15 protein-coding genes are annotated in these 21,908 nt (G+C 66.1%); 1 reads left to right on the top strand and 14 read right to left on the bottom strand.

What is annotated here, in order from left to right; all coding sequences use genetic code 11:
- Positions 1 to 210: 210 nt before the first annotated feature.
- From ACYOEI_RS32005 to ACYOEI_RS32065, 13 genes are all read right to left on the bottom strand, one after another.
- The gene (locus tag ACYOEI_RS32005; RefSeq protein ID WP_462853939.1) at positions 211 to 675 is read right to left on the bottom strand and encodes a hypothetical protein; all 465 of its coding nucleotides are present in this window, start codon (positions 673 to 675) and stop codon (positions 211 to 213) included.
- A gap of 273 nt (positions 676 to 948) precedes the next feature.
- Positions 949 to 2,997 carry a catalase gene (gene katE, locus ACYOEI_RS32010; RefSeq protein ID WP_462853990.1) on the bottom strand — a complete coding sequence of 683 codons (2,049 nt, stop codon included), beginning with the start codon at positions 2,995 to 2,997 and terminating at the stop codon, positions 949 to 951.
- A gap of 307 nt (positions 2,998 to 3,304) precedes the next feature.
- Entirely contained in the window at positions 3,305 to 5,869 is a 2,565-nt protein-coding gene (gene uvrA, locus ACYOEI_RS32015) for an excinuclease ABC subunit UvrA (protein ID WP_462853941.1), read from the bottom strand.
- A gap of 206 nt (positions 5,870 to 6,075) precedes the next feature.
- Entirely contained in the window at positions 6,076 to 7,434 is a 1,359-nt protein-coding gene (locus ACYOEI_RS32020) for an efflux RND transporter periplasmic adaptor subunit (RefSeq protein ID WP_462853942.1), read from the bottom strand.
- A gap of 43 nt (positions 7,435 to 7,477) precedes the next feature.
- Positions 7,478 to 10,696: an efflux RND transporter permease subunit gene (locus tag ACYOEI_RS32025; RefSeq protein ID WP_462853944.1), complete on the bottom strand. Its 3,219-nt coding sequence runs from the start codon at positions 10,694 to 10,696 to the stop codon at positions 7,478 to 7,480.
- 342 nt (positions 10,697 to 11,038) lie between these two features.
- Positions 11,039 to 11,545: an ISAzo13-like element transposase-related protein gene (locus tag ACYOEI_RS32030; protein ID WP_462853947.1), complete on the bottom strand. Its 507-nt coding sequence runs from the start codon at positions 11,543 to 11,545 to the stop codon at positions 11,039 to 11,041.
- A 1-nt stretch (position 11,546) separates the two neighbouring features.
- Positions 11,547 to 12,185 carry an ISAzo13-like element transposase-related protein gene (locus ACYOEI_RS32035; protein WP_462853948.1) on the bottom strand — a complete coding sequence of 213 codons (639 nt, stop codon included), beginning with the start codon at positions 12,183 to 12,185 and terminating at the stop codon, positions 11,547 to 11,549.
- 319 nt (positions 12,186 to 12,504) lie between these two features.
- Entirely contained in the window at positions 12,505 to 14,139 is a 1,635-nt protein-coding gene (locus ACYOEI_RS32040; RefSeq protein ID WP_462853950.1) for a UbiD family decarboxylase domain-containing protein, read from the bottom strand.
- A 16-nt stretch (positions 14,140 to 14,155) separates the two neighbouring features.
- On the bottom strand, positions 14,156 to 14,578 hold the full coding sequence (locus ACYOEI_RS32045) for an SRPBCC family protein (RefSeq protein WP_462853952.1): 423 nt from the start codon (positions 14,576 to 14,578) through the stop codon (positions 14,156 to 14,158).
- 163 nt (positions 14,579 to 14,741) lie between these two features.
- The gene (locus tag ACYOEI_RS32050; RefSeq protein ID WP_462853954.1) at positions 14,742 to 16,193 is read right to left on the bottom strand and encodes a UbiD family decarboxylase; all 1,452 of its coding nucleotides are present in this window, start codon (positions 16,191 to 16,193) and stop codon (positions 14,742 to 14,744) included.
- A gap of 59 nt (positions 16,194 to 16,252) precedes the next feature.
- Positions 16,253 to 16,900: a UbiX family flavin prenyltransferase gene (locus tag ACYOEI_RS32055; protein ID WP_462853955.1), complete on the bottom strand. Its 648-nt coding sequence runs from the start codon at positions 16,898 to 16,900 to the stop codon at positions 16,253 to 16,255.
- A 273-nt stretch (positions 16,901 to 17,173) separates the two neighbouring features.
- Positions 17,174 to 18,403, bottom strand: a complete 1,230-nt coding sequence (locus tag ACYOEI_RS32060) for a hypothetical protein (RefSeq protein ID WP_462853957.1) — start codon at positions 18,401 to 18,403, stop codon at positions 17,174 to 17,176.
- Positions 18,400 to 20,544: a hypothetical protein gene (locus ACYOEI_RS32065; RefSeq protein WP_462853958.1), complete on the bottom strand. Its 2,145-nt coding sequence runs from the start codon at positions 20,542 to 20,544 to the stop codon at positions 18,400 to 18,402. The genes ACYOEI_RS32060 and ACYOEI_RS32065 overlap by 4 nt, the downstream gene beginning before the upstream one ends.
- A gap of 277 nt (positions 20,545 to 20,821) precedes the next feature.
- Here ACYOEI_RS32065 and ACYOEI_RS32070 point away from each other — a divergent pair, with 277 nt between their 5' ends.
- Positions 20,822 to 21,202, top strand: coding sequence for a VOC family protein (locus ACYOEI_RS32070; protein ID WP_462853960.1), 381 nt, complete (start codon positions 20,822 to 20,824; stop codon positions 21,200 to 21,202).
- Positions 21,203 to 21,603: 401 nt separating this feature from the next.
- Here the strand turns inward: ACYOEI_RS32070 and ACYOEI_RS32075 are convergent, their stop codons facing one another.
- A complete protein-coding gene (locus tag ACYOEI_RS32075; RefSeq protein WP_462853962.1) occupies positions 21,604 to 21,822 on the bottom strand; it encodes a hypothetical protein in 219 nt (72 codons plus the stop codon).
- Positions 21,823 to 21,908: the final 86 nt, after the last annotated feature.

The raw sequence follows: 21,908 nt of genomic DNA on the forward strand, positions 1-21,908 counted from the left end.
TCCGCCCGAAATCCAAGGCTTTCAGGCTATTCTGTAGTGTGCGATGCGGCCGGGAACCGCTGTAATCCGCAATAGCCATGCCATATGCCACTCCGAAACGATGGCGAATCGGACGATCCAAGCAAAGCATCTCGCATCCATTCCGTAGATCCCTCTATGCAACAGGCGGCGGCCTTGCCGTCCTCGCCGACAGGGCATCGCCCGCGCCGGTCAAGAGACGCTCGGCGCCGGCGGCAACGACCCAAAGTCGAACGGCCGGCTCCAGGTCCCCTCGACGACCCCTGTCGTCAGGGTGATGTCGACCGTGGAGACGTAGAGGCGGATCCCGTGCAGGATCGGGCCGGGTTCCGAGCCCGAACGGACGATCCGCAGGGATCCTGCCGGGAACCCGGCAAACGGGCGGTCGTTGTGGCACCCCTGAAGTCCGGCTCGCACTTCGTCGGAGTGGCCGACTTCGACCCGGCGGCAAAGGACCTCCGAGCCGGGTCGCGCCGATGCGAGTGTCGAAGGCCGGCCGAGCTCGGCGAAGGCCTCACGCACGGCGATCTCGAATGGCCGGAACCGGAGTAGGGGGGCCACGACGAGCGATGAGGGGGTCGCTCGCGCCTGTCGGCCAAGGCCAAACGGGAGGGCTGCAGTGATCGCGGCCAGGAGAGAGCGTCGGCTATGTATCATCGTCGTGGATCCCTCGTGTCGACCGCCCGCGGGCGGACAAATCAGCAAATCATTTCGCGAAACAATCAATCCATCGATAGTCAACACGTCAACATCCACCGGGTCCCCACATCCTGAGTCCACGGAGCTCCCCAAGCGGTTCGAAGTGGCTCACCCCCTCATTCCCACGACCCTCACTCTCTTTCTCCTCTTTGTGCCCTTGTGTCGAGTTCCTCAACCCTGCGACGTCGAGGCTGGCGGCACCCGCCGAGCCCCGACGGTCGAAGGGGTCACTCAGCGTTCGGCGGCGGCGCGGTCCCAGAAGCGGAGCTTGCGGCAGGCGGCGACGAAGGCGTCGCAGTCGCCGGGGGCGTTGAGGGGGAGGAAGCCCTCGTCGAGGGCGCCGGCGACGCCCGCCTTTTCCAATAGGGGGGTGGCGGCCGAACTGTAGGCGATGAACTTCCGGTGCGCGGTGGCGTCGGCGACGAAGTCGCGGGCGGCGGGGAGGGTGGTCAGGAGCGTCGCGCCGTCCTTGGAGGGGAGCAGCGCCACGGCGTCGAACACGACGGACGGCCCCCCTTCGAGCTTCTCGTCGGCGTCGTGCCAGGCACCGGCCGAGTCTTTCACGCCGCCGACCTCGGGGGCCACGAGCGTCAGCATCGCCCCTTCGGCCTTCAGCGCCTTGGCCAGGGCCGAGAGGACCCCGGCGTCGACTCCGTCGGTGACGAGCGCACCGACCTTCCGGCCGGCGAAGTTCTTCGGCCCGTTCTTGAGGATGCTCAGCTTGGGCGAGGGGGGCAGGTCCTGTCGGGTCGGCTTCGCGGCGGTGGCCGGCTGGGGCATCTCCTTGAGGCGGAGCCCCTTGGCCACGGCCTCGGCGAGGCCGGCGTCGATGTTCAACAGGTGCGAGACCATCCGCGCACGGATCGCGGGGGTCATCACCTTGCTCAGCTCGAACGTCAGAGCGTTCGCGATGTGCCTCTGCTCGAGCTCCGTCTGGCTGATGTAGAACTGCCGGGCCTGGCTGTAGTGGTCGGAGAACGTCTCCGAGCGGGCGCGGAGCTTGGGCCCTTCGACCGGGGCCGGGAACGACTGGTAACCGACCTCGGGGGACTCCCTCGGGCCGCCGGGGGACCACGAGTTGGGCTCGTAGTTAACCCGACCCTTCGGGTTGTGCATCGCCATGTGGCCGTCTTGCTGGAAGTGCGCGAACGGGCAACGCGGGGCGTTGATCGGGATGTGGGTGAAGTTCGGGCTGCCCAGCCGCTTCAGTTGCGTGTCGAGATAGGAGAAGTTGCGGCCCTGGAGAAGTGGGTCGTTGGTGAAGTCGATCCCCGGGACGACGTTCTGGGTGCAGAACGCGACCTGCTCGGTCTCGGCGAAGAAGTTGTCCACGCGACGATCCAGGACCATCCGGCCGACGATCCGGATCGGCACCTGCTCCTCGGGGATCAGCTTGGTCGCGTCGAGGATGTCGAACTCGAATTTCTCGGCGAAGGCCTCGTCGAAGAGCTGGAGGCCGAGCTCCCACTCGGGGAAGTCGCCGGACTCGATGGCATTCCATAAGTCGCGGCGGTGGAAGTCGGGGTCGGCGCCGTTGATCTTGACCGCCTCGTTCCAGACGACGGACTGGAGCCCCTGTTTCGGCTTCCAGTGGAACTTGACGAAGGTCGATTTCCCTTCGGCGTTCACGAGCCGGAAGGTGTGGACGCCGAAGCCTTCCATGAACCGGAACGAGCGGGGGATCGTCCGGTCGGACATGATCCACATGACCATGTGCATGCTCTCGGGCGAGAGCGAGATGAAGTCCCAGAAGTTGTCGTGCGCCGTCTGGGCCTGGGGGAAGCCGCGGTCCGGCTCCTGCTTGGCGGCGTGGATCAGGTCGGGGAACTTCATCGCGTCCTGGATGAAGAACACGGGGATGTTGTTCCCGACGAGGTCCCAGTTCCCCTGCTGGGTGTAGAACTTCACCGCGAACCCGCGGACGTCCCGCGCCAGGTCGGCCGACCCCTTGTTCCCCGCGACGGTCGAGAACCGGACGAAGAGCGGGGTCTTCTCGCCAGCCCTCTGGAAGAGGTCGGCGCGGGTGAGGTCGGTGAGCGGCCCGTAGTTCTCGAAGTAGCCGTGCGCCCCGAACCCTCGGGCGTGGACGACCCGCTCGGGGATGCGCTCGTGATCGAAGTGGAAGATCTTTTCCCGGAGGTGGAAGTCCTCCAAGAGCGTCGGGCCGCGCGCCCCCGCCTTGAGCGAGTTCTGGTCGTCGGCGACGGGAATTCCCTGCTGGGTGGTCATGACCGGCCGGTCGCCGCCGGCCGTCTGGTGGGTCTCTCCGCCGCGTCCCATCGCCTGCTCGGCATCGGCGAAGCGCGCGGTCTTACGTTCGGCGTCGTCTCTCTGTACGGCCATTTTCCCGTCCCGGGTGCCTTGGTCGAGCGTGTTGCCTCACGGCTGAGTTAGCCACCTTTCGAGGCAAACGACGTACCAAGTCGCAAGACGACGGCCTGCACCGCGAATTGATATCAATATCGGCTTGAATCCGAGAAATGGGGCAATCCGCGAAGATCGGGGCGTCGAACGACCCCGCGGTTCCGAGCAATCCTTTGCGCCTCCCTCGAGTCGCTAGCCTTATCCGAGTTCCGATCGATGAGCCTCACTCGACGGACGACGGAGGCTCCCCCAGGGACCGGGCCAAGTAGGGGGCGGTCCGGCTCTCCGACGATCGTGCTACCTCGGCCGGCGGGCCGGCGGCGACGATCCGCCCTCCTTCCTCCCCGGCGCCCGGCCCCACGTCGATCACCCAGTCGCTCGCGGCCACGACCGACATCTCGTGCTCGACCAGGATCACCGTGTTGCCCGACTCAACCAGCCCCTCGAGCTGTGTCATGAGCCGGTCGACGTCGGAGGGGTGGAGACCCGTCGTCGGCTCGTCGAGCACGTAGAGCGTATCTCCGCGCTGGATCCGCTGGAGCTCGGTCGCGAGCTTGATCCGTTGCGCCTCGCCGCCGGAGAGCTCGGTCGCGGGCTGGCCGAGCCGGATGTAGCCCAGGCCGACCTCGCGTAAGACGTTGAGCGAGCGGAGCACCTGCGGGTCGTCGGCGAAGAATTCGCAGGCCACGTCGACCGTCATCCGGAGGACGTCGGCGATGCTCTTATCGCGCACCTTGATCTCGAGCGTCTCCGCGTTGTAGCGGGCGCCCTGGCAGACGGAGCAGGGGGCGAAGACGCTGGGCAGGAAGAGGAGCTCGACCATGACAAAACCCTCCCCCTCGCAATTCTCGCAACGCCCCTTGGCGACGTTGAACGAGAACCGGCCGGCGTCGTACCCGCGGGCCTTGGCCTCCTCGGTCGCCGCGAACCGCTTGCGGATGGGGTCGAAGAGCCCGGTGTAGGTCGCGAGGTTCGACCGAGGCGTCCGGCCGATCGGCTTCTGGTCGACTTGCACAAGGCGCTTGATCCCCTCCATCCCGGACGCGATCCGACCGCCGACCGGCCCCACGGGTGTCCGCTCCAGCTCCGGCCCTTCGTCCTCGTCGGGCGCGAGCGCCTGGCCGAGCCGCTCGGCGACGAGCTCGACGAGCGCCTGGCTGACGAGGCTCGACTTGCCCGAGCCCGAGATGCCGGTCACGCTCGTGAACAGCCCGAGGGGGAACTCGGCGTCGATCCCGCGGAGGTTGTTGCGCGTGACCCCGGCCAATCGCAGCCAACCGTGGGGCGTCCGGGGAGTGCGCGGAGGGGGCGGCTGATCCCGAAAGAAATAGCGACGGGTCTGGGATTCCTCGACCTCCTTGAGCCCCTCGGGCGGGCCGCTGTAGAGCACGACGCCCCCCTGTTCGCCCGCGGCGGGGCCGACGTCGACGATCCAGTCGGCATGCCGGATCACGTCGAGCTCGTGCTCGACGACGAAGAGCGAGTTCCCCGAGGCCTTCAGGCGGTCGAGGGCCCGCAAGAGCGCCTCGGTGTCGGCCGGGTGGAGGCCGGCCGAAGGCTCGTCGAGCACGTAGACCACGCCGAAGAGATTCGAGCGGACCTGGGTCGCGAGCCGGAGCCGCTGGAGCTCGCCGGGGGAGAGGGTGGGGGTGCTCCGCTCGAGCGTGAGATACCCGAGCCCAAGATCGATGAGGACGTCAAGCCTCCCGGCGAGGTCCTGGGCGATCCGACGGACCACGATCCACTTCTCGGGGTGCGCGTCCGCGAGCGCCGCCAACTCCTTGGCGGTGGCGTCGGCAAATGGCCGCAAGAGGCTCGCGAGTCTGGCCAGCGGCAAACGGGAAAAATCGGTGATATCCAGACCTGCGAACTTGACCGACAGCGACTCTCGGCGGAGCCGCTTGCCCAGGCAGGTCGGGCAGTCACGGCTCAGCATATACTGGAGTGCCCGCTTCTTCATCAACGGGCTCTGGGTGTTCGCGAACGAGTGCAGTACGTGCCGGCGGGCGCTCGAGAACGTCCCCTGATAACTCGGCTCGTCCTTCCTCGCGAGCGCCCTGCGAACCTCCTCGGCGGTGTAGCCCGAATACACCGGGACGGTCGGCTGCTCGTCGGTGTAGAGGATCCAGTCGCGGTCTTTTTGCGGCAGCTCGCGCCAGGGACGGTCGACGTCGTAGCCGAGCGTCATCAGGATCTCGCGGAGGTTCTGCCCATGCCAGGCGGTCGGCCAGGCCGCGACGGCCCGCTCCCGGATCGTGAGCGAGTCGTCCGGGACCATCGACCGCTCGGTCACCTCGTAGACCCGCCCGAGCCCGTGGCACTCGGGGCACGCCCCCTCGGGCGTGTTCGACGAGAACGACTCGGCATACAGGAGCGGCTGCCCTGGCGGATAATCCCCGGCGCGTGAGTAGAGCATCCGCAGCAGGTTCGAGAGCGTCGTGACACTCCCCACCGACGACCGCGTCGAGGGCGACCCCCGCTGCTGCTGCAACGCCACCGCCGGCGGCAGCCCGTCGATCTCGTCGACCTCCGGCACGCCCAACTGATGAAAGAGCCGCCTGGCGTACGGCGAGACCGACTCGAGATACCGCCGCTGCGCCTCCCCATACAGCGTCCCGAACGCCAGCGACGACTTCCCCGAGCCCGAGACCCCCGTGAAGACGACCAAGGCGTCGCGGGGGATCTCGAGGTCCACATTCTTGAGGTTGTGCTCCCTCGCCCCCCGCACGCGAACGAACCCGCGAAACCCCGGCCTCGCGCCGTCCTGACCGTCGACTTCGATTTCCATCCGGGAGGCTCACCGTTCCTGTGATCGTGGCGTGGCAGTGTCAAACTCGAGCCTTACCATCCTAACCAAATACGCGAGGGGACGTGCGGCGACCTCTCCTCCGGCAAGAGGCTCTCACTGGCGATTTGGGCTCGAATGATCACGTTGGCATGGGCCGACCGAGGGGCGAGATTCAAGCGTGATTCGATCTAATGTGCCAAGGACGTTCAGGGTTTCGCCCCCTTGGCGGCCTCTGTTTCCGCATTCGCGGCCTTCACCGGCTGCCCGTCGATGAGGGATGTGGCGTTCGCCTTCACGACGCTCTCGGTGCCGTCCAGGCCGGCGAGTATCTCCGCGCGCATGCCGTCGTTGAGGCCGATCTCGACCGGTTTGCGGACGGCTTTATTTCCGGTGACGGCGACGCAGAAGGTCTTGTCCTTCTCCTTCACCAGGGCTGTCGCCGGCACGGTCAGCGTATCCTTGTGCTCCTCGACGACGACGGTGGCATAGGCATAGAGGCCGGGACGAAGCTTGCCGTCCGGGTTGGGAACGTCGATCTCGGTGCGCAGCGTCCGCGTCCTGGCCTCGAGCGCCCAAGCGGTCCGGGTCACCTTGCCTTCGATGAGCTTGCCGTTAAGGGCCTGGAGTTGGACGAGCACCGGATCGCCGGGCTCGACCGCCGCGGCGAAGGTCTCGGGGACGTCCACGGCGATGGTCACGATATCGGACCGGGCCACGACGAAGAGCGGGATCGCCGCGGCGCCGGGAGCGGTCAGGTGGCCGGTGTCGACATTCCGCCGGATCACGATGCCGTCGAAGGGGGCTGCGATCCTGGCATATCCGAGCAGTGCCTCGGCATGCCGGGCCTCGGCCCGGGCGACCTCGATGCCCGCTGTAGCGGCGAGAGCGTCCGACCGCGCCTTCTCGAGCGAGGATCGGCTCTGGGCCAGCGTTGCCTCGGCCGACTTGACCTGTGCCCTCATCTCCTCATGCGACGCCTCGGAGGATTTGAGCTTGTTCGTGGTCTCGTCCAGCAGGCTGGCGGTGGTGGCCCGCTCGTTCACCAGATGCTCGATCCTTCTGGTCTCGGATTGCCAGCGCGCCAGGTCCGCCTCCGTGCGGCGGATGCCGGCCCGGACTTCCGTCAGCCTGGCATCGACGCTGGCGACGGTGGACAGTGCCACCGCGACGGCCGCGTCCGCCTGGGCACGTTGTGCGATAGCCTCGGCGACCGAAGCCTGCTTCTGCTGGAGTTCGGCCTCGACCTCGGGGATCCAGAGCTCGGCGAGCACCTGCCCTTTCTTGACCCGCGAGCCGATATTCACCGACACCTCGCGGACATAGCCGGCGAGCTTGGCATGGATCGGGGTCGTCTCGAAGGCCTGGATCTGGCCCGGCTCCTCGACGATGCGCCGGACGTTATGCCGGGAAGGGCGGACAACCTCGACACGCCTCACGGCGAGGGTCGGCCCAAGCGTGTCGACCGCCTTGACAGCCGATGTTCCGCAACCGGCGGGCAAGATGGCCAGGGCCGCCGCGGCTGCGAGCGCGAGGCGGGTCGACTTGGGGGGGATAGGCTCATGCATTGGGGGCGCTCATGAATTGGAAACGCGGTCGATCTTAGGGTCTTCAGCCCGCAAGGCTGGGGACTTCGTGGCTGCCATTGGCCGAGGGCGCGGGGGGCATCTCGGACTCCTCATGGAAATGAGGGCTGGCCGGATCGTCGGGATCGAGTGAGGACGATTCCCGGTCGGCCTTCGCCTGGACGAGGGCGAAGACAGCGGGGAGGACGAGGAGGGTCGCCAGGGTCGCGGCAGCCAGGCCACCGATCACCGCGCGGGCGAGCGGGGCCGTCTGCTCGCCCCCTTCGCCGAGGGCCAGGGCCATCGGCACCATGCCTGCGATCATCGCGCTACTGGTCATCAGGATCGGCCGGAGCCGACCCTGGGCGCCTTCAACCGCCGCCTCGGGCGCTGCCGCCCCTCCTTCGTGACGGCATCGCTCGGCGAAGGTCACCAGGAGGATCGCATTAGCGACCGCCACGCCGATCGCCATGATCGAGCCCATGAATGACTGAAGATTGATCGTCGTCCCCGTCAGCCAAAGCGAGACCACCACCCCGGCAACCACCGCGGGCGTCGTCGAGACGACAACCAGAGCGAGCCGGATCGACTGGAAGTTCGCCGTGAGCAGGAGTAGGATGACCACCACGGCCGCCGCCAGTCCGAGCGCCAGCCCTTGCAGGATCTGGTGCATCGGGGCGATCTGGCCGCGGATGTCGACGGTCGCCCCCTTGGGCGGAGTGCCCGCCCTTTGGATGGCTTGCGCGACCTGTCCGGCGGCCCGGCCGAGGTCTTCGCCGGCGATGTTCGCAGTCAGGGTCACGCTCCGCTTCATGTTGTAACGGTCGAACTCGCCCGGCATGCTTCCAGGCGTAACCTTCGCCACATCGCGCAGGAGAAGTTGCTCTTCGCCGCCGGGACGCTGGATCGGGAGGGTCTCGACCTGGTTGATCGAGTCCATAACGGCGAAGGGAATCTCGACCTGCACCTGGTAGCCGATCCCGGTCTTGGGGTCGGGCCAGTAGTTAGGAACCACGAAGCGGCTGGACGAGGTGGCGGCGACCAGGGCCCGCGAGATCTCGGCGGCGGTAACGCCGCTGAGGCCGGCGCGTTCGCGGTCGATGGCGACATCGATCGTCGGGTAATCGAGCGAGAGCCCGTATTGGACGTCGCGCAGTGCCGGGATTTTGACAAGTTCCTTGCGGATCGATTCGGCAAAGGCGCGGTCATCGGCCAGGCTAGGCCCGGTGACGGCGACCTCGACCGGGCTCGGCGAGCCGAAGCTCATGACCTCGTTTACGATGTCGGCCGGCTCGAACGAAAGCCGCACTCCGGGCAGGTGCACCGCCAGGCGGTCGCGAAGCCTGCCCTTGAGGGCCTCGACATCGACATGCGCCCCGTCCTTCAAGGCGACACGCAGGATCGCCTCCTCGGGACCTCCGGTCCACTGGTAGATGGCGTTGATCGGATAGCTTGACGGGATGTTGCCTACGTAGCCGATGGTGAGCCCCACGTTGTCGCGGCCGGCTTCCTCGCCGATCGTCTCGAGCGCGATCTTGGCGAGCCGCTCGGTTTCCTCGAACCGCGTCCCGTCCGCCGCCCGCATGCGAAGCTGGAACCGCCCGGCCTCGACCTTGGGGAAGATCTCCAGGCCAAGGTCCCGGCCGACGAAAACAAATACGACGCACGCGAGTACGAGGTAGGCCGGGACGATCGCAACTCGCCAGCGCACAACGGCCCCTTCCGCCTGGCCATAGGCCTCCTGAAAACGATCGAAACGCCCCCGCGCCGTCCTGTGCCCGGGCCGATGGTGATGGCGTAGGAGCCACGTCGACACCACCGGCACGAAGGTGCTGGAAAGCAGGTAAGACGTCAGCATCGCGAAGCCGACGGCGAGCGACAGCGGCACGAAAAGCGCCTGCGCGGCCCCCTGCATCAGAAATGACGGCAGGAAGACCGCGAGCACGCAGAGCATGGCAAGGAGCCGGGGTACCGCCGTGTCCCGGTTCCCCTGACGCACGGCGCGGGCGACCGAAGGGGTGAATTCCATCTTGTGGTGAATGTTCTCGACTTCAACCGTCGCCTCGTCGACCAGGATGCCGATGGCGAGCGAAAGCCCTCCCAGGGTCATCAGGTTGATCGTCTGACCCGTGAGCCAAAGGGCGACCAGGGCGCCGGCGATCGCCAGCGGGATGTTCAGGACGACGACGAGGACGCTCCGCCGGTCGCGCAGGAACAGGAGCACCATCAGGCCGGTGAGAACCGCGCCCAGGGCCCCTTCCGTCACCAGGCTCGCCACCGCGCGCGTGACGGTCGGCGACTGATCGAACTCGAAGCTCACCTTGATGTCGTCGGGCAGGACCGCCTGCATGCTCGGCAGGGCCGACTTGACATTTTGTACCACCGAGAGCGTCGAGGCATCGGCCCGCTTCGTCACCAGGATGTAGACCGCCCGCCGGCCGTTAACCAGGGCGCAGCCGGTGGGAAAATCCGAGGCGTCGTGCACCGTGCCGACATCGCGCAGGTAAACGGCAGGGCTCGTCCCGGGCCGGATCGGGATCGTCTCCAACTCCTTAATCTGGCGGACCAGCGCGTTGACCGGCACGATCGGCATCATCGTGCCAATCCGGACATTGCCAGAGGGACTGATCACATTCCCCGCCGATAGCGCAGTAACCACCTCGTCGGGCGACATCCGGTACGAGCGGAGGCGGTGCGGGTCGACCCGGACGACCACGGTGCGCTGGTTGCCCCCGAACGGCGGCGGGGCCGAGACCCCCGGCAGGCTGGCGAACATCGGGCGGACCTTGAAGAGCGCCTGGTCCTGGATCTCACCGATCGACAGGGTCTCGCTCGAGAGCACAAGGTAACCTACGGGAATGCTGCCGGCATCGGCCCGGGTGATGAACGGCGAGACGGTCCCCGGCGGCATGAATGCACGCGCCCGGTTCACGTAGCCGATCGTCTCGGCCATCGCCTGCGCCATGTTGGTGCCCGGGTGGAAGAACAGCTTCATCAGGGCCATGCCCTGGATGTTCTTCGACTCGACGTGGTGGATCCCCCCGATATAGAGGAAGTGGTACTCATAATAGTTCGTGAGCAGCCCTTCCATCTGCGCCGGGTCCATACCCCCGTAGGGCTGGGCCACGTAAACGACCGGCAGGTTCAGGTTGGGAAAGATGTCGACCGGCATGCGCAGCACGGCCAGCACGCTCCCCAGGAGGACGGCAACGACCAGGACCATCACGGTCATCGGCCGCCGCAGCGCGAAAACGATCGGGTTCATTGAGGATTCCTTGTCCCCGGGGGGTGGGCACGCAGAAAGGACGCTTGCCTGGGATCCAGAGGCATCTTACCTGGGCTTCGCACCAGCTGTCAGGGTGTCGTCCGCCAGTCGTCGAACCCGATGAGACTACAACTCGTTAGTGCCCTTTGGCCTGGGAGACCGCCTTCTGGGCGTCGAGCACCGACCTGAAGCCCTGGGCCAGCTCCCTCGCGGGTCCCTTCCCCCAGTAGTGGGCGAATTAACAAGGCGTTCGGCAGGAATTATTTCACCTGCCTATCCTTCGCTCTTGGTTTAATAGTGATGTCGTACTTGGGGAGTGTCGCCGATCGCTGCATTCGGGCCTCATAGCCCTTCATTTTCTTCGCGCCCACCCGAACACCATCGGGATACGATCCCTCGAAGAGACTCCATCTCCGGGTGCCGCCCTTTCCAGGTCATCCGCCTGGCGCATTGCAGGACCACCTCCAGGCTCCTCAGCAACACACCGTTCCACTTCCTCTCCAGTGATGACCAGCAACGCTCGATCGGGTTGTACTTGCTGTGGTAGGGCGGATAGTACACCAAGCGGATCTCCAACCCCGACCAGTCCGCGAACACGACCATCCGCTTCAAGAACTGCGTCCGTCGACCCGAGTTCTTCGGTCCGTTGTCCAGATAGATCACCAGACGTTTGATCCCCCGGTCGCCTCGCCCCACTCGCTGCCACCATGGCCGCAAGACGTCCACCCGAGCGTCGCTCGTCTCGCGCGAGCCCATGACCAGCATCAACGCACCGGTCGCGACCGTCTGGATCTCGAACGGGACCACCTTCTCCTTCGCCGGAGGGTCATGGTCCCATCCCTCCCCCACCTCACCTCGGGCGTCGGTCCGGGTTTTCCCCCCCCCGGGCGTATTCTCCCAAGCTCACCTTCGCCTTCGTGTCCATCGAGATCTCAAGCGTCTCGGGGTCGTCCTTCACTCCCTCCCGGACCGCATTCACGTTCGCGAGGATCGCGTCGGTCTCCTCGGTCTTCTTCAACGGCTTACCCTTCTGGATCCGCTTCAATCGATAGTTCATCCGATTGAGGATGTCGCGCAACGTGCGCTCGCTGGGCAGGTCCGCCTCGGCATGGCCCCGCTCGAGCAGGGCTCGGCGCACCTCGGCGGCCGACAGGTTCGTGTACCGTCGGGAGGACTTGAGCTCGGGATCGGCGTAGGTCTGGGGTTCGACGATGGCGCGGATGTCGGCCGCCAGTCGCGGATCCTTGTCTTCGCTCCGCCGTTGGCCACGGGCGGAGAAGTTCTCCAGGCAACGCATCCCTTGACGGGATTCCTGCATCCCTTTCTCGACCGTCTCGCGACCCCAACCGAAACGCCGTTCGGCCACCCGGGCGCTTCCGCCACATAATTCCCTGGTGACTTCGGCCTGGAACAGGCGTCGTTGATAACCGGTCAGTCGTCGTGCCCCCGAGCGAATCAAGGCATCGACTTGGTCCGAAGTGCCTTCCATCGAAGGTGAACCTCCAGGCCGCGGAAACAAAAAGATCGTCGAGACGGCCCTTGCCGTTCGTCAGTAAAGACTAACCCAGTGGTCGGGTAGTTTTCCAGCCACCTGACTCCTAATCATCCGCCATTCCGAAGCGGCCACCCAGGGCGAACCTCTTGGTTGTCATTGGCTTTTCGCCACGCATGGAATACGAACAAGAAAGGGGAGGCTGAAGACCATCCGCGTCATCTGCGGATGGTCTTCAGCCTCCCCTTGTCCGAGTCCTATCCGAGTTCCATGGGTGGCTGACTTTAGCCCGATATCGGACCGGGTCCCGCGGTGATTACTCGGCGCGGTGCTTCGGGTCGAAGTTGCTCGGTTTCGGGGGGGCCGCTTCGTAGGCGAAGTCGTGGTCGGAGAAGGTGTAGCGGTACCACGGGGCGTCGTTGCAGCGGCCGAGATCGGGGCGCAGGTTGCTGAAGGCCCGATACAGGACGCGGTAGGGCTGGCCGTTGTAGTGCTCGAGGATCTCCTTCCACGACCTTGGCTGCTCGCGGATCAGAGCGGCCATATCCTCGGTCAATTCCGCTTCGCTCAACGGTAGCACGTCCAGCGGCGGTTCCGGGAGCAGGAAGACGGTGCTGCGGTCGAAGTGGGAGCGGACGAAGTTCGGCCCGTGCGGGATCGTGCAGTCGAGGCCGAGCTTCGAGGCGGTCCCCGGGGCGACGTCGTTGCCGATCTTCGGATCCACGGTCATCGTGTTGCACTGCGGGATCATGACGGTGTCGAGGTGCGGCATGAACCGGAACGCCATCGCGAACTGCACGGCGTTGTCGTCCCAGATGTCGACATCCTCGTCGAAGACCATCGCGATCTTCGGCAGGCCCTGTTTTGAGCAGGTGAGCATGACGCCGAGCGCCTGCTTGGCGTCGCCGGCCCCGTGGGTGCGGACCCGGGCATACGCGATGTTCGAGAGCCCGCCCGCGGGGGCGCGGACTTCGAGGACGTCGATGCCGGCGAGCTTGAGGCCGCCGTAGAGGTCGGCCTCGATCCCCGGCAGTTGCAGCATGTTATCGGTGTACCACGGGTGCTGGCCGCCGATGGTCGCGTGCTGGTAGATCCCCCCCTTGCGGAAGGTCATCGCCTTGACGATGGCCCGGTAGTTGTGCTTGATGCCGCCGCCGTACATGCCGGTGAATTCGCCGTACGGCCCCTCGTCGTGCGTGAGGCCCTCGGAGGCGAGGAGCACGCATTCGAGCACGATTTCCGCGTTGGCCGGCACGAGGACGTCGATCGTCTCGCACTTCACGAGCTTGGCCGGGTGGCCGTAGAAGCTGCCGAGGACTTCGAAGTCGTCGGTGTCCGGCGGGACGGACGTGAGTGCGGCCAGCTTGTCGACCAGGGGCCCGCCGATCACGACGGCCAGCTCGAGGTCCTGCCCCTTCGCCTGCGCCGCCTGGGCGTTGAGCCGCTGCCGGTGCGAGGTGCAGGTCATGTCGAAGTTCTTCTCGTTCACCCGCCGGAACATGCTCCGGTAGATGCCCCAGTCGTAGACGCCGGTGTCGGGATGCTTGCTGACGAGCAGGTTGTCGTTCGTGAAGGCGTGTCCGTCGCGGTCGTGGTGGAGGAAGAGCGGCAGTCGCGTGAGGTCGACGTCGTCACCCTTCAGGATCACTTCCTTGCACGGCCCCGTGGCCACAATCTCGGGCTTGATCCGCCCTTTGGCCGCGTCGGACATCCTGCGCCCGGACTCGCTCTTCGGGCAGCCGAGCGCCCAGGCCGTCTGGTCCTGGTTCGAATAGGCGTTGGCGAGGAACTGGAACTCGCAATCCTTCACGCGTTCGACGAGCACGGCCGAGAGGGGGTAGTCCTCCATCACCTTCGGCAACTCGTCGACGCGTTTTTCCTCCTTGATCCGCACAAGCAGACCCTCGGCTTCCATCGCCGCGACGAACTCGGAGAGGCTCTGCTGGGGCATGGTCGGTATCCGCCGTTTAGGAGAATGCGGGGTTCGAGATGCCGGTTTCGACGTACTGCTTGAGGTGGTGGAGCAGCACGCCCCAGGTCGTGTTGCACTTGCGGAAGTTGCCCTGGGTCCCGGGCCAGTCGGCATGCTTCATCGACAGGAGGATACGGCCGTCGGGAGTCGGGGCGAGGTCGAAGGTCGCCCGCGTCCCGACCGAGTCGCCGGGTCCCTGGACGCATTCCCAGGCGACGTGACGGGGCACGTCGGCGGCCGTGACTTTCCAGTGGAAATCGGGGCGGCCGGCGAACCGAAACCGCCACTCGCCGCCGACGGATCCGGTCCCGGTCACGTCGGGAGTGTGCCAGGCCCGCAGCCCCTCGGCGGACGTCAGGGCGGCCCACACGGAATCCGCATCAGCAGACATCTTGATCTCGTGATCAATTTCGGACATTGCGTGTCCTCCGTTTAAAGCGACCCGACATCGGGCTAAGAAAAGGAGGCTGAAGACTATCCGCTGAGGGCGCGGATCGACGCGGACAAAATAAAAAATCTCCGACGTTTTCATCTGCGTCGATCTGCGTCATCCGCGGATAAACTCGCCTTCTCTTGTCCGCTTATCCTCGGTTCTGAAGCTCGGGGAAGTCGTATTCCCGCCATCCCGGGACGTCGGCGACTTCGAAAAATTCGTGCCCCTTGTCGGCCAGGGCGGGGCCGCACGCCGTGCCGGCCGACGCGACCTCGCCCGCCTTCTTGATGACCGAGCCGAACGGGAAGGTCGCGTCGATGCCCAGGGCCGAGCCGAGCCGGGCGTCGAGCGGGATCGAATCATCGACTGAAGGGTCGAGCGGCCCCGCCGGCAACCCCCCGACGACGATCACGTCGCGGGCCGGTTGCGTGCGGAACGCCGTCGCCCACTCGACCTGGGTGGGATCCTGGACGTCGATGTCCGGGTCCACCACGATGACCGTCTTCGGCCGCAGGTTCGTCGACATCGCCGCCAGGATCGCGGCCCTCGACTCGCCGGCGAACCTCGGCGACATCGACATCACCACATAGAACGAAACGCCCCCCGAGGCCGGCACCGCGACCCGTTCGAGCGTGGGGAACTGCGGCTTCATCATCGCGTAGAACGACGCCTCGAACGGCAATTGCTTGAGCGTGTGGTTCTCGGTCGGAGGCACGCCGGTGAGGAGGGCCTGGAAACACGCGTCGTTGCGGTGGGTGATCGCGAGCGGCCGGGCGATCGGCTTCATGGAGCCGGGCGTGTAGAACCCGGTGTACTCGCCGAGCGGCCCTTCGAACACGGTCTGGGTGAAGTCGATCTCGAATTCGACGACGAACTCGGCCCGCGCCGGGACCTCGAGGCCGTCGATCGACTTGCAGCGCACGAGCTCGACCGGTGCCCCGCGGAGGCCGCCCGCCACCGCGAAGTCATCGGTGTTGTCGGGGACCTGGATCGGGCCCGTGTAGGCGAGGATCGGGTCGACGCCGATCACCAACGCCGCGCGATACGTGGTCGCCCCCTTCGCCCTCGCCCGGGCGATGTGCTTGCCGAAGCGGTGGTTCGGCTGGGCGAGGAACGACATCGTCTGCTTATCGATGATCTCGAACCGGTAGTGGCCGACGTCGGGGATGCCCGTCTCGGGATCCTTGCTGACGACGATCCCCGGCGTGATGTACGGCCCGCCGTCGTCGGGGCTGTATCGAGGGACCGGCAAGGCGGTCAAATCGATCGACTCGCCCAGGATCACGTTTTCATGAACAGGTGCATCTTCGATCACGACCGGCGGGATCCGATTCGCCAGCCCGGCGAGGATCTTGCCGAAGACCTCGGCCTCGGTCGACTCGAACGCGATGAGCGCCTTCGACCGCGTGTTATAGACACCTCCCACGAGGGGGAATTGGGTGCCGTTGTCCTTGAAGACGAGGGCCGGGCCGGAGACCGAGGCGCACTTCCGCAGGGCCTTCCCGACCTCGAGCTCGAGCGCGACGGGCCGCTCGATCTCGAGGAGTTCGCCGCGTTCCCGGAGCGCGGCCAGAAATTCGCGAAAGTCACTGAATGCCATCGGCGGGTTCCCTCGCGACCGTTGCAGTGCTCATCTCGAAGAATTCCGATCACCCCGAGTCAAACCCCTTCGGCGGGCATCGGCCCTTCGCCCGAGGGCTCTCCCCAGCGCCGCGTCGCGGGGGCATCGAGGTCGAACAAATCCAGGACGCGGGCGACCGTATGATGGACCACGTCGTCGAGCGTCTCTGGTCGATTATAGAACGCGGGGACGGGAGGCGCGATGATCCCCCCAGCCTCGGTCACGGCGAGCATGCTCTTCAAATGTCCGGCATGGAGCGGCGTCTCGCGAACCATGAGGACAAGCCGACGACGTTCCTTCAAGCAGACGTCCGCCGCCCTCGTCAGCAGGGTCCCCGTCACGCCGGTTGCGATCTCGCTGAGCGTGCGGATCGAGCAAGGCGCGACGATCATCCCCATCGTTCGAAACGAGCCGCTGGAGATCGCCGCCCCCACGTCGGAGGCCCGATATGAGACGTCGGCCATCTTCTTCAGATCGGCGGCCGTGTAGGGCGTTTCGTAGGCGCGGGTCAATTCGCCGGCCCGACTCACCACCAGGTGCGACTCGATGTCGAGCTCGCGGAGGATCTGCAGCAACCTTACGCCGTAGACGACCCCCGTCGCCCCGCTGATGCCCACGATGAGTCGGCGGCGAGGGGAGGACGAGCCGCCTCGCCCCTCGGGAGACCCAGAACGATTCTCGAACATCTCAGCCCTTGGAATATCCTGATCCGACCGGTTCTCAGGGATTCTTCAGGGTCGGGAAAGTGGCCGCATTTCGTAGGGTGGACAATGCCCACCCGACCCGGATCGTGAACCGTGCGTGACTTTCCAAACCCTCATGAGTGCCGGCCATCCGAACACTCGTCGGATCAATCGTGAACGAAACGCAGCCCCGCCGCAACGGCCTCGCGACTCCAAGCCGGTTGTCTTCTACAAACCTTCATCGCAGAATGCTCCTCCAAGGCGATCGCCCGACGATCATTCGTCGATCCTGAGGATCGCGACCTGCAACGGCTCGAGCCGAATTCGGAATGGCGGGGAGTGCAGGGCCCGTATGGCCGTCTTGCCGATCGGGGAGAGGGCTCTGACCTTGGCCCCGAGGAACGCCAAGGTGGTCTCCTCGGCGGCAGAGGACGTGTTGGCGAGGAGGAGGGTGCGTCGAGGAGTCGAGAGGCGGACGGCGACCTCGACGGCGGGGTTCGAGGAATGGACGGTCTGGTCGGCGGCCCGGGCGTCGGAGGTCAGGACCGGCAGGAGGTCGCGGAGCTCGGCGGAGACCGATTTCAAGGCCCCCCAGGTCGGGTCACGTTCGGGCAGGAACGGCGCCCCCCAGTAGATCACGCCCCCCGCGCCGTTGATGATGGCGTCGAAGGTCATGAATCGGAGCTCGTCGTAGGTGGGAGTCCGGCCCGTCCAGGGCTCGGGAGGGTTCGACGCCTTTGCGAGGTCGCCCCAGCCGAACGCCTGGAGCACCATCCAGACCGGTTTCTGCTGGACGCCCTCGTGGCTGACCATCTGCACGAGGTTTCGGGTGAAGACGCCGACGCTCGCCGGGCCTCGCTCGGCGAACGGGCTGCGCTGGAGGTCGGAGCCGCCACCGACCGGGTAGATGTCGACGGAGACGATATCCGGCACGGCCAGGTAGGGGCGGAGCCGGGCGAAGTCGTCGGGGTGGAGGTCATCTCCCGTCGGCCCGAAGTTGATCCAGAGCGGGAGCGTCGACTTCGACCGGAGCCAGGCCGACCCCGCGGCCAGGCCCTCGGATCCAGGCCCGGGGCCGACGCCGAACGGGAAGTAGTTCGGCTCGTCAGGCCCTTGCCAGACAATGACCCCGGGCGTCTTCTCCTGCCGGGCGACCATCTCCCGGAGCAAGGGCGTCTTCCGATCCACCCGGCTCGCCAGGTCGAGCAACGACCCGCGCCTGACCTTGTCGTCGGGGCCGGGCGGACCTCCGGGGATGTCGAACGACCGGGCAAACCCCTCCTTCGCCTCGAGGCCGACCAGGAAGTTGAACCCGGCCTCGCGCGACTCGCGATAGATCGCATCATCCTTCCGGTTCTGCGGGAACCCGTAGAGGCCGATCGGGAAGAACCGCGCACCGTCCGGGCCGACCGCAAACACCCGAGGAACATCCGCCGCCGAAGCCTCGAGCGGGACGAGTCCGACGACTGCGAGCCAGACCACGAATCCCCAACGCGCTCGTCTCATGGCCTCGTCCTCCCGGCGGAATCCGCCCGCGCCCGGTCATCCTCGTCGATCAGGCGATTCCCCTCGGCCAGCGCCTTCCAGGCGGCCTCTCGGGTCCCGTCAGGGATCTCGAGGGACTTCCGGCCCTTCGCGTCGTCGATTAGCCAGTTGTAGCGATTGATCCAGTACCCGTCGTGGAACCGACGACCTGCCCGCATCGCCGCGGGATACTCGCCCAAGGGATAGGTGCCGAGCATCAAGGCCGTTGCGTTGAGGATGTGACCGCCGTTCGACCAAAAGCGGTCGACGTCGGCGGCCGAGAGGACTTGGAAGCTCATCCAGATCATGGGCATCTCCGGCGTGCTCAGCCCCCGGATCAAGCCTCGGTAGAACCACATGTCGGGGAGCGCCGCCTGGTACGCGCCGAAGATGAAGCGAGGGTTGATCGCGTGGATCCGCTGCCGGATGACTCGGCCGAGCTTCTCGCTCTCGTTCTCGAGCAGCAGGAAGAAGAGGCGGAGCAGGCCGCGGTCGCGGAGCCAGGTGTAGCGTTGGGCGGGGATCAGGGTCGCGGCTTCGGCGAGGGTCGCGTCGTCGAGATGCCCGGCCGACGCGCGGAGGAACGCCAGGAACGCCACGTCCTCGAAGCCGATCGCCCCGGGATAGACCTTGAACGGGTCGTAGCCGTACATCTCGAAGTCGATCGTCGCCCCCTTGACCAAGGGGTGGTCGCGGCTGAACCGCGCGACCTCTTCGAGCGCAGGGATCATCATTTCAGACCAGTAACGCAGATCAAGCGGCGAGATGATATCGATCACCTGGCCTTTGACCCCTCGGCAACGCTCGTAGCGGGCACGGTCGAACCCGACGCCGGGGAAATTCACCCCGACCGACCACCCCACCGGCGACCCGTCGAGCTCCCGTGCAAAGGTCTCCCACGACCGCCTCAGCTTGGCCCGTTGCTCGACGTTGTACTGGCTCGAGACGAACCGCTCGGGCCAGCCCATGCCCCAAATATAGTTGAACCCGGCCGACTTGAATCCGTCGGCGAGGTCCTTCAACCAGGCGTCGTCGCGGTCCATCTCACCCCAGGCGGCCCTGAGGCCGTGGTCGAGGTAGGGCCCGAACACGTCGCGACGGATCGTGGCCCGGTAGGCGTCGCGATAGGCGTCCCGATCTTTGGGTGCCCTCTCGATGGAGCCCCCCGGGGGGATCATCGTCACCGCGAAGGCCTTCGGCGGAGCGGCCGGCAATCCCGAACCTGGAAACGCCGAGGGCGTGATGGTGCTGCCAGCCGGCCCGGTCCAGTCGGCTTCGCCCCGGGCGAGCTTGACCATCTCCGAGAGCATATTCTGGATGAACCGTTCGCTCGAGGGGACCCAGTCCAGCGAGGTCATCGGGCCGGTCCCGACCCGACTGTTGAACCCGCCGATGTTCAGCGTAAAGCGAGGCAGGGCGAGGACATACCCTCGGCCGCATTTCGCCATCGCCACGAGCGGGAACCCTTCTGGTCCCCCACGCAGGCCTTCGACCACCGGGCGCCCGAGGCCGACGCGAGCAAAAGCCGTCGGAGACGACCGCGCCAGGACCAGCGCCGGGGGCTTCGTCTCGAGGATCGTCGAGCGGTCCAGCACGAGGTCGCGATCGACCCCCTTGGCGGCGAACTCGCAGGCCCGGAAATAGCACTGCGGGAACATCACCGAGAGATACCGCCCCGACTCGTCGTCGGCGATCGCCGGCCTGGCACGGATCCCCGAGCCGAGCGAGTCGAGGAGGGCGTTGTACGTCCCGAGCTCGGAGAACGCGTCCGGATCCTGGGGCAATCCCAGCACGAGGAGCCCCCCTCCCGCGACGTAACGCGTGAGCGCGGCGACCTCCGCCGCAGTCGGCTCGATCCCCGACCCGAGTTGCCCGGCCGTCGCCTCCAGGACGATCATCCGCGAGCCGGCCAGGTCCCGCTCGGTGAGGACGGGGTAGTGCTCGCGGAACTCCACCTCCAGCCCGGTCGCAGCGACCTGGCGGATCACCGCGTTCGAGAACTCCGGCGGATACAACTCATAATCCAGGATCAACGCGTGTTCCGCCGCCGTCGTGTGCGAGGCCAACATCCCGAGGAGGAACAAGGCCCACGCGAGCCGGGCAAACGTCTGGAGATCGAGCATACGATGAGGCCCTGGGTGGGTCCGTCGGGGTGCGAGCCTTCCGAGCATAACCCGACCCGTCGATCGACCACACCTTCCGGCTTCGAAATCCACAATCTTCCGAAAGGGAACGAGTACGCCCGAGAGGGACAACGCAAGGATCCGACGACACAAGACCGGGGCAGAGAGGACGTCACGAGCCGTTGAGAACCTCTGAGCGCGGGCCTTGCCTCTTCTCGAGCCTCCGGTATCTTCTCCGCTTCAGGACGGAATCCCGGCAAACCGAAAGGGGCAAGCCATGTCCGAGCCTATCCTGTTCTTCAAGGCCGTCGGTCCGATCGGAAACACGGATACGGATGCCCTACCCGCGAAAGAGATCGGGCCGGCGATCGGGTACTACACGCAATGCCTCGGCTTCTCGCTGGTCGCGAAGGACGGCAAGACCGCCAGGCTTCAACGGGACGACGTGAAGATCGGCCTGGCGGTCAACGGCCAGGATCCCGAGCAAGCGAGCTGCTGGTTTTCCGTCGGCGACGTGGATGCCCTCTGGCATGAGCTCGACGCCAAGGGCATCGCGCCCGGGATCATCGACGAACAAGAATACGACGGCAAGCCCTACCTCGTCTTCTTCGCCAAGGATCCCATCGGCGTCTGCTTCTGCTTCACGCAGCCCGCGTAACATTGGAGGCGCGTCGCCCGACCTAGAGCGGATCTCACACGCATTGCGCACGTCGGAGGAACACGGGGACTGGCTCCCGGCAGAATCAGGCTGGGCTTATCACGGATCAACAACGAGAGGGCGGGTGCCTGTCCCCGTGTTCCGGGCCGTCGCCATCCGCTGCGGCGAACACGGGGACAGGCACCTGCGCTTCGCTGCGGAGCCGGTCCCCGTGTTCGCCTCCGCTCTCGGGTCACAGACACGCCGTGCCGTGTGCAAACCAATCATTTGCCGCTCCAGGCCGGATCGGGGACACTCCTTGAGGGAGACGTCCCCGAAGCATCCCAGGATCGCGGTTGGCGATCGACGAGCCAGGTTCATTCAGGTGCATTCCAGGGCCACGCTGGAATCGAGGACATACCTCATCCCTGATCGCGGGCCTCGCGGACGAGCGCGACGGCGATGTTCGTCTCCGGCATCGCTTCCCTCATGCGGTTCATCCTCTCGATGGCCTTCCGCATGTCTTCAGGGTCGCGGGTGCCGCTGGCAGCTCGTTCGGCCCTTGCCCGCATCTCCGCCAGGAGATCGGCGGGAATGAACGGAGGTTTCTCGATGGTCGCCATAAGCTCTCTCTCGGCCATCAACCCCATCAGTATCAATAATGTTCGAGAGCTCATAATTCGGAGAAGGGACGCCCCGTCTCGAGCGTCCCCTCCAAGTCTTCGAC

The organism is Singulisphaera rosea (assembly GCF_054877945.1).

Coding starts and splice junctions, on each gene's coding strand:
- ACYOEI_RS32020 (WP_462853942.1), bottom strand. CDS start 7,434: ATGCATGAGCCTATCCCCCCCAAGTCGACCCGCCTCGCGCTCGCAGCC.
- uvrA (WP_462853941.1), bottom strand. CDS start 5,869: ATGGAAATCGAAGTCGACGGTCAGGACGGCGCGAGGCCGGGGTTTCGC.
- katE (WP_462853990.1), bottom strand. CDS start 2,997: ATGGGACGCGGCGGAGAGACCCACCAGACGGCCGGCGGCGACCGGCCG.
- ACYOEI_RS32060 (WP_462853957.1), bottom strand. CDS start 18,403: ATGAGACGAGCGCGTTGGGGATTCGTGGTCTGGCTCGCAGTCGTCGGA.
- ACYOEI_RS32075 (WP_462853962.1), bottom strand. CDS start 21,822: ATGGCCGAGAGAGAGCTTATGGCGACCATCGAGAAACCTCCGTTCATT.
- ACYOEI_RS32070 (WP_462853960.1), top strand. CDS start 20,822: ATGTCCGAGCCTATCCTGTTCTTCAAGGCCGTCGGTCCGATCGGAAAC.
- ACYOEI_RS32065 (WP_462853958.1), bottom strand. CDS start 20,544: ATGCTCGATCTCCAGACGTTTGCCCGGCTCGCGTGGGCCTTGTTCCTC.
- ACYOEI_RS32005 (WP_462853939.1), bottom strand. CDS start 675: ATGATACATAGCCGACGCTCTCTCCTGGCCGCGATCACTGCAGCCCTC.
- ACYOEI_RS32035 (WP_462853948.1), bottom strand. CDS start 12,185: ATGGAAGGCACTTCGGACCAAGTCGATGCCTTGATTCGCTCGGGGGCA.
- ACYOEI_RS32055 (WP_462853955.1), bottom strand. CDS start 16,900: ATGTTCGAGAATCGTTCTGGGTCTCCCGAGGGGCGAGGCGGCTCGTCC.
- ACYOEI_RS32045 (WP_462853952.1), bottom strand. CDS start 14,578: ATGTCCGAAATTGATCACGAGATCAAGATGTCTGCTGATGCGGATTCC.
- ACYOEI_RS32050 (WP_462853954.1), bottom strand. CDS start 16,193: ATGGCATTCAGTGACTTTCGCGAATTTCTGGCCGCGCTCCGGGAACGC.
- ACYOEI_RS32025 (WP_462853944.1), bottom strand. CDS start 10,696: ATGAACCCGATCGTTTTCGCGCTGCGGCGGCCGATGACCGTGATGGTC.
- ACYOEI_RS32040 (WP_462853950.1), bottom strand. CDS start 14,139: ATGCCCCAGCAGAGCCTCTCCGAGTTCGTCGCGGCGATGGAAGCCGAG.